The sequence below is a fragment of the Cyanobium sp. BA5m-21 genome (assembly GCF_024346235.1).
GTDB classification, from domain to species: Bacteria; Cyanobacteriota; Cyanobacteriia; order PCC-6307; family Cyanobiaceae; genus Cyanobium_A; species Cyanobium_A usitatum.
In genome coordinates, this window is the sequence record NZ_JAGQCO010000075.1 from 1 (window position 1) to 6,851 (window position 6,851).

Genomic DNA, 6,851 nt, shown 5'->3' on the forward strand with positions numbered 1-6,851 from the left:
GGGTTTTTACGTTGCGAGTGTGCCAGCTCTTGCAGGTTGCCACACACAGGCACGGTCTCTTGATGAACTCATGGGCCGAATAAAGGAAGCAATTGAGCTTTGCCTTGAAGCTCAAGATAATCAAGCCGATCAACTTGATTTCGTTGGCGTTCAGCGGGTCACAGTTTAGAAGTGTCGAAATATTCGGCCGTAACAGGTAAGGCGTTAATTGTGGCGCTGCGGAAGGTTGGGTTCGGGCCACCGTGATTCCGGTTCATTCTGGGGAATATCTTGGTCCTGGCTTACTGGCCAAAATCCTTCGTGATACTGAGCAAACCAGAGATGCACTAGAAGAGCTGCTTTCTTGAGCAAAGAAGGCCGGTGGAGCGGCCCTCGCCATTCGCTTGAACGGCCTGGCTGGTGGATGGGGCCCGGCAGGCCCATGGAGCTGGCACCACCCGCGTTTTTGTCGTCACCGAGGTGGATCAGCCCCAGGTCGTTGCCTACTACGCCAGGCTCGTCTGAGGGTAGACGAACGCCATGAAGGACAGGGGCTTTTACGAGCACCTGATCCCGGAGTTCCAGCGTTCACCCACCGATCCGGTGCACCTGCTGCTGCTGCTCAAGGACATCCGCCGCACGCTGCGGCGCTGAAGCCGCTGGCCTCGATAGCCTTGAGACTGCATCAGTGGGCAGGTGTCATGGACCATCCCCCAGACCTCGACGGGCCGCTTCCAGACATCTACCGCTCCCGAGAGGCCTTCTTTGCCTCCCTGCCGGGCTGGCGGCGCTTCCTGGCCAAGCTCAACTGGCACCCCATCATTGATCTGATGGTGAAGCGCTATGCCTGGGAACAGGAAGACCTTCGCTTGGACAGGTTGGCCAGCGCGGCGAACAGCCCAACCGGCGACGCCCTCTTGGCCGAGCTCAATGCCGAGCTGAACCGGCGCGGCAGCACACGCACCACCATCACAGACCTGCCAGCGGAGCCCACGGCCCCCCGCCCTGAACAGGCCTGCACAGCACCCTCCAGGCGCAATGCCGTCAAGGCCACCCTGCTGTTGCTGTTGGGCATCGGAATCGCGATCCTGCTGTTCACCTCCCCCTGGTTCTGGCTGCTGCTGCTGGCCGGCTTTGCCGTGTGGGTCGTGGTCGGCTTGCTCGGTTTCATCTGGAAAGCGATCTACGACACCCTCCAGGAAGGAGACCAACCCCCACCCCCCTAATCACTACAGCGCCAATCGCGCCGTGCCAGTCATCAAATATTGAATCGCCTCCCGTCCCCGGCGGGGCAAAGCCTCAACGGCGCCGGCCTCAATCAACTGCTGGAGGGTCTGCGACACCGAGGGTTGCTTCACCTGCCACAGGTCCACCAGCTGGGCCTGGGTCTGGGTCGAAGCCGAATCCTCCTTCGCCCAGCCCAGCAGCCGCTCCCAGGCGGTGTCGCCCAGCTGCTCCTGTAGCTCGGCCTGGTTTCGTTGCCGCAGTGTGAGCAGCAGGTCGTCCAGCCCCACTGGCGTCACCTCGGCCCCTGCGCTGGTGAGCCCCAGCAGGGCTGTGATTCCATCCTCCAGGGCTTTCAACAGGCCGCGCAGATCGCCGCGGAACAGCTCGTAGAGCCGCTGCACCACGGCAATGTCCACGGGGGAACGCCAGGGGCTGCTCGGATCAAGCTGCAGCGCCTCATACCGATTGGCCAGCAACTGCTCCACATCCCTCAGCGCTAGCGGCTCCAGCACCACCGGATTGCTGAACACCGATCTGATCTGGGTATGGTTCTGCACCACCGTGCGTACGGCATCGGTGGTGCCCACCACAATCAGATGCAGGCCGTCGTGCAGCAGGGCCTGATCGCGGATGCCCCGCAGCAGATCCGCCGCCCGCGACGCGTCTGCCTCACTGAGATTTTCGAGGTTGTTGAGGTGCAGCACGATGCCGGGGGCGCCCTGGCCGATCGCGTAGCGGAGCAGGTCGCGCAACACCCGCGGACCATCCAGCAGCAGCGCCCCCGGAGGCGTGGCCACGCTCTCGCTCTGGCTGCCGCCGCGCAGGCGGATGCTGCGCACCAACTGTTGGGCGGCCTCCACCTCGGGTCCCGCTGCCGTTGGGCAGTTCGCCAGCACGGCGTCGTAGACGCCGGAGAGCAGCTGGCCGAGCAGGTGTTCGCTGGCGCCTTCGGCGTTGATCGGGATGATCTCGTCGGAGCTCCAGTAGCCCCCCGCCTGGGCATCAGCCTTCACCGTTTGCACAAGAGTGGTTTTGCCGATGCCCGGGCGGCCTGCCACCGCCTGTCTAGAGCTGGCACTGCTTCCGATCGTGGTGAGCAGCAGCTGCCGCTCCCGTTGCCGGCCCACAAACAGGCGCAGCGGCGTGGCCTGCGAATCCGCCCGCAATGTGGCCTGGAAGTAAGGGGAGGAGCGCAGGTTGTACAGGCTCCAGAGGTTTGGCAGCGCCATGGTGCGACGTATTGGCAAAGAGCTGCGACCAGCCAATACTGGTCATGTATTGGCTGATCTGGCAATACAAAGCCGGCGCCTGGCCCGGCCTGATCACGGTCCAGCAAGGAGCCGACCCGTGATTCCACGGTTTGGGCTGGCTACGGGCCACCGCTCCTTTGATTCCTTCGCCGAGCAGTGCAATTCGGCCTCAGCCTCGATGCCGGCCATCACATCACCCCCGCCTTCCAGCGCATGGTTGTGGAAACTTGATGGTCTGAGGCGCCACCCCAGGAGTCGTTCCGGCTGCACTTCGTGAGGCCAGCTGTTGCGATTTAGAGCCCGCCAGGCAACGCCGGCACCAGCAGCTCGCCCGGCCCAGCCCGCCCACGGCTCAGAGCGCCCATCCGTTTTTCCCTTTTTATGCTTTTATGCGCGTAATAGGCGTTTGCAATCGAGGCAGCTACAGCCAGGCACTCCTGGTGTGCGGGTTTCTGATTCTGTACGGGTGAATGTCAGGCTTCAACGTTCAGGCTGGATCGCGAGCTATGGCCAGCTCGATCCCACCCCCGCCCTGCTCGCGGCTCGTGAATGGGTTCAGCAGGGGCACGTCAAAGCGGCTGAAGTCGCCCACGTTGCGGGTGCCCACCGTGAGCTGGGCCATCCAGGGTGAGGATGTTGAAGGTGGTGCACACCTGATCGAGCCAGCGCTCGATCTCACCGGCTTTTGCGGAGTCCTGTTCGCGGGTGCATTCGATCCCGGCCTGGATCTCACCGATGGTCACGCTGGCGAGATGGAGCTCGGCGTCGGCGACACTCTCAATCCAAGCGACGACGCCGCCATGGGGGCGCTGCCTGCGCAGTTCAGAGACCACGTTGGTGTCGAGCAAAAAGGCCATGCTCTACAGCTCCGCCACAGGCCGGCGGCGGGCGCCACCACGGGCTGGCACAAGCTCCTCCGTGCGCGCATCCGGGGCCAGCAACAGTTGCTTGAGGCTGGGCCTGACGGCAGCCTGCAGCCGGTTCCATTGCTCGATGGGCACCAGCACCGCGGCTTGGGTGCCGCGCCGCGAAACCACCTGGGGGCCCTCTCGCTGGCAGGCGTCGAGCAATTCACTGAAGCGCGCTTTGGCGTGCTGCACAGGCCAGACCCCCATGTGGATCCACTTTCTGACTAGTTATCAGACTGGTCTCGGCATCATGAGGCGCTGCCAGCCGCCAGAGCTGTTGGCGACTCGTCACCACCATCCAGGCGGTGGTGGACATGCAGAGAGGGCCTCACGGACGTTGAGCTCATCGCCAAATCCGGCTGATCGCCATGATTCAGCAGCTCAACCGCACCCGCACCCCGCCCGATTGGCACCCCGGCGCCTCCCTACCTTTGCGCAGCCTCTGGTTCTGCAGCGGTGCCCCCCTGCTCAGCTCCCGCTGGCTGCCCGGTTCCGCCTGCCGCCTCAAGCCCGGCCTGCTGGCTGGCGGAAGACGCCTGGCCAGGCAACCTCGCCCCCATCAGCCTCGGCGATCGGGTGTGCCTCTCCCAGGGCACCTACCTCTGCGCCGGCAACCACAACTTCCGCTCCCCCGGCTTTGAACTGCGCCTCGGCCCCATCCGGCGGTGATTGTTGGCGAGAGATAAGGGGGAGCGATAGCAGGGGAGGTGATTTGCCGGTCGCCCTAGTCTTATGACCATGGTCATGGCGCACGGTTTATGCACGCCTCCCCCGCACCGCTTCCGCAGGATTCACCAAAGCAGGTTTCGAAGTCCCACTTCAAAACCCATGCCCTTGCGTTGTTCCGCCTGGTGGAGGCCACCGGCCAACCGCTGCTGGTGACCAACCACGGCCGCCCTTGCGTCGAGGTGCGCCCCTATCGGCCAGCTCCTCCCACTGACCTTGATCCGCTGGAGACCCTGCGCGGTTTAGTGCTCCGCTTTGACGACCCCTTCGAGCCCGTGGTCAATAGCAACGACTGGAACGAGCTGGCGTGATCCTGATCGACACGCATGTGCTGATCTGGTGGGCTGATGGGAGGTGGCCATGCTGGTGAGCCGTGGGCGGCTCGCCCTCGGCCTCGATGTGGAGCGATGGCTGGCGGTACTGGCCTCCCATCCAGCCGATCGCTTCCTCGTGGCCCAGGCCCGAGCATTGGCCATCCCCCTGATCAGCGCCGATAGCAAGATCCGCTCCCATACCCATGTGAACAGCCTCTGGTGAGCGCTCAGCCTGTGTTGATGCCAGCCTCCCTATTGGTCGTCGTTCCAACGCTCAACTCCCACGCCCTGCTGCTGGGCTCCACCCTCCCGCCTGGTCCGCTACGCCCCCGGCTTTCGCCTCCCCCCATCGCCCAAGCCCTCGCCACCGAGGTGCAAGACCTGGAGGATCGCCTCCGGATCCTCGACGCCCTGTACATCCCCACCCGCTATCCCGATAGCCTGCCTGAAGGTGCTCCCACGGACCACTTCGGCCGCCTGCAATGCCAAGACGCCCTCCGCCATGCCCGTGCGCTCGTTGACGCAATCAGTTCTGCGCTGGCCCCGGCCTGAGCAGGTGCTGCAGGAGGTTCAGGCCTGGGCGGACGTTCAGCGCCGCCAAAGGCCCAGCCTCCAGCGTGTCGGCTTGTTCGGCAGCTATGCACGGGGTACGGCGTCTGTGGGCAGTGATCTGGATCTGCTGCTGATCGACGCCGCCGCCGCTGGCCCCCAACATCAGCGGCTCCAGTACTGGCCGCTGGCAAGCCTGCCCCTCAGCTGTGATGCCCTTATTCTAACACCGGCCGAACTGCAGGCGTTGCTCTCAGGTGACAGCCGCATGGGCCACGAGCTGCAGCGCGATCTGCGCTGGCTGCCATCGCCGGCGCCTGGGGGCCCTCAGGCGCTCTGAGCTCCATAGAAGCGCCTCTCCCCTCTCCTCAGCTGGTTCTGCAGGGAAAACCAGTCTGCGCTCTGTGCCTGCCGGCGATCCGGCCGCCGCCGCCGCTCTAGCCGCTGCGCCACCGGCACCAGCGAACAGTTGGGGCCAGCAGCCATGGAGTTGTTGAGTTGAAACACTGATAGCACCACCCGCTCGCGGATCTCCGCGCTGCTCAAGCCCGCATTCCAGCGCCAGTAGGTCATCCATTCGCCCCTGCCTCACTGGACAGCTTGGATCGGATTTAGGCCGCTCCCCGAGAGCTGTTACGGCTGCTTACATACCGATCCCTAGTCAAGCCAAGGGCTTATGCATATTCTGCATATTATAGTCGGCTAAATCCTGCGCTGTTTATTATAATTTGAGGCCTCCCGGGTCGTGCCGGGGGCCAAAATTTTTGTCGAGGCACTGGCATTTTTGTGACGGTTGCTACCTGTTTCTTGGTAGGGCGTCGATGTACTATTCAAAGTAGTTTGCTTTTAGCTGTTAATTGCTGTCTGTGGCTAAGGTCTCCAGCAAAATCAATTTCCCCTGGTTTGTTGTTTGCTGAGAGTTGGCTGAGATTATTCCTTTCGATTGGCTGTGAGATTGCTTGGCGCTCTCCTATTCCCAAGATAATCTTGTTCGGCCCTTGTTGCCCCTGCCGAAGGCGTCTGTTTTTATTGTGAATATCGGGCGTTTGTTGCAGAAATTTCAGTCGCGTTTGCGTTGGCGTGCAAGCCGTAGCAGCTTTAGCCGCGTCACGGTGGTGAGCCAGTTTTTTCCACCCGATTACGCCGCCACCGGCCAGCTGCTCGACGACCTCACCTCACGCCTGGCTGCCCGCGGCTTGCAGATGCAGGTGCTCACCGGTCAGCCCGCCTATGCCTATTCGCAAGACAGCGCCCCGGCAATCAGCTTTGAGCCCAACCGCTGCATTCGCCGCACCTCCGTTACCCGTCTCTGGCCCCAGCAGATCCGTGGCCGTGCCGTTAACGGCGTGCTCTTCTGCCTGCGCATCTCCCTGCGCCTGCTGCGCTACGCCCGCCGCGGCGATCTGCTGCTCTGCACCTCCGAGCCGCCCTACCTGCCCTTAGTTGGCTGGCTGCTCTACAAGCTCACCCGCACCCCCTATCTGGTGCTGGTTTACGACTTATACCCCGATGTACTCGCCGAGCTCGGTGTGCTGCCCAGCGACCACTGGCTGATGCGCCTTTGGCGACGGCTCAACCGCTGCGTCTACGCCGATGCCCAAGAGGTGATCGTGTTGAGCGAGCCCATGGCTGAGCGGCTGCGGCGCCACTGCCCAGCCGTGGCCGACCGGCTGCATGTGATTCCCAGTTGGGCTGATCCAGCCGAGATTCAGCCCCTCGCTAAGAGCAGCAATTGGTTTGTGAGTCGCCACGGCTTAGAGCACTCGTTCACCGTGCTCTATTCCGGCAACCAGGGCCGTTGCCACGACCTGGTCACCCTGCTCGGTGCGGCCCTGCTGCTTAAGGACGAGCCCAGCTTCCAGTTTCTGTTTATCGGTAAAGGGCCCCAGCACCAGCGG

At 63.2% G+C, this 6,851-nt stretch carries 11 protein-coding genes; 7 read left to right on the forward strand and 4 right to left on the reverse strand.

Annotated features, from left to right (window positions below):
- Positions 1–680: 680 nt before the first annotated feature.
- Positions 681–1,205 (forward strand): hypothetical protein, encoded by a 525-nt coding sequence (locus KBY72_RS13620; RefSeq protein WP_254960247.1) that lies wholly within the window; start codon positions 681–683, stop codon positions 1,203–1,205.
- A gap of 3 nt (positions 1,206–1,208) precedes the next feature.
- On the opposite strand, the gene KBY72_RS13625 is transcribed toward KBY72_RS13620, so the two are convergent.
- From KBY72_RS13625 to KBY72_RS13635, 3 genes are all read right to left on the reverse strand, one after another.
- The gene (locus tag KBY72_RS13625; protein WP_254960248.1) at positions 1,209–2,435 is read right to left on the reverse strand and encodes an ATP-binding protein; all 1,227 of its coding nucleotides are present in this window, start codon (positions 2,433–2,435) and stop codon (positions 1,209–1,211) included.
- Positions 2,436–3,025: 590 nt separating this feature from the next.
- Positions 3,026–3,313, reverse strand: coding sequence for a hypothetical protein (locus KBY72_RS13630; RefSeq protein ID WP_254960250.1), 288 nt, complete (start codon positions 3,311–3,313; stop codon positions 3,026–3,028).
- Positions 3,314–3,316: 3 nt separating this feature from the next.
- Positions 3,317–3,571 (reverse strand): type II toxin-antitoxin system Phd/YefM family antitoxin, encoded by a 255-nt coding sequence (locus KBY72_RS13635; protein WP_254960251.1) that lies wholly within the window; start codon positions 3,569–3,571, stop codon positions 3,317–3,319.
- Between the two features lie 249 nt (positions 3,572–3,820).
- On the opposite strand from KBY72_RS13635, the gene KBY72_RS13640 reads away from it, so the two are divergent.
- The 5 genes from KBY72_RS13640 to KBY72_RS13660 all read left to right on the forward strand — a co-directional run bounded on the left by KBY72_RS13640 (position 3,821) and on the right by KBY72_RS13660 (position 5,293).
- The gene (locus KBY72_RS13640; RefSeq protein ID WP_254960252.1) at positions 3,821–4,033 is read left to right on the forward strand and encodes a hypothetical protein; all 213 of its coding nucleotides are present in this window, start codon (positions 3,821–3,823) and stop codon (positions 4,031–4,033) included.
- Positions 4,034–4,122: 89 nt separating this feature from the next.
- Positions 4,123–4,401: a type II toxin-antitoxin system Phd/YefM family antitoxin gene (locus KBY72_RS13645; protein ID WP_254993802.1), complete on the forward strand. Its 279-nt coding sequence runs from the start codon at positions 4,123–4,125 to the stop codon at positions 4,399–4,401.
- A 43-nt stretch (positions 4,402–4,444) separates the two neighbouring features.
- A complete protein-coding gene (locus KBY72_RS13650; RefSeq protein WP_254993803.1) occupies positions 4,445–4,627 on the forward strand; it encodes a hypothetical protein in 183 nt (60 codons plus the stop codon).
- A complete protein-coding gene (locus KBY72_RS13655; protein ID WP_254993804.1) occupies positions 4,624–4,956 on the forward strand; it encodes a HEPN domain-containing protein in 333 nt (110 codons plus the stop codon). Before KBY72_RS13650 ends, KBY72_RS13655 begins: the two co-directional genes overlap by 4 nt.
- Positions 4,913–5,293, forward strand: coding sequence for a nucleotidyltransferase domain-containing protein (locus KBY72_RS13660; RefSeq protein WP_254993806.1), 381 nt, complete (start codon positions 4,913–4,915; stop codon positions 5,291–5,293). Before KBY72_RS13655 ends, KBY72_RS13660 begins: the two co-directional genes overlap by 44 nt.
- Here KBY72_RS13660 and KBY72_RS13665 read toward each other — a convergent pair.
- The gene (locus tag KBY72_RS13665) at positions 5,281–5,526 is read right to left on the reverse strand and encodes a hypothetical protein (RefSeq protein ID WP_254960257.1); all 246 of its coding nucleotides are present in this window, start codon (positions 5,524–5,526) and stop codon (positions 5,281–5,283) included. The two genes, KBY72_RS13660 and KBY72_RS13665, sit on opposite strands and share 13 nt — an antisense overlap.
- A gap of 497 nt (positions 5,527–6,023) precedes the next feature.
- Between KBY72_RS13665 and KBY72_RS13670 the strand changes: the two genes are divergently transcribed.
- On the forward strand, positions 6,024–6,851 hold an 828-nt coding region (locus tag KBY72_RS13670), incomplete at its 3' end, for a glycosyltransferase family 4 protein (RefSeq protein ID WP_254993805.1).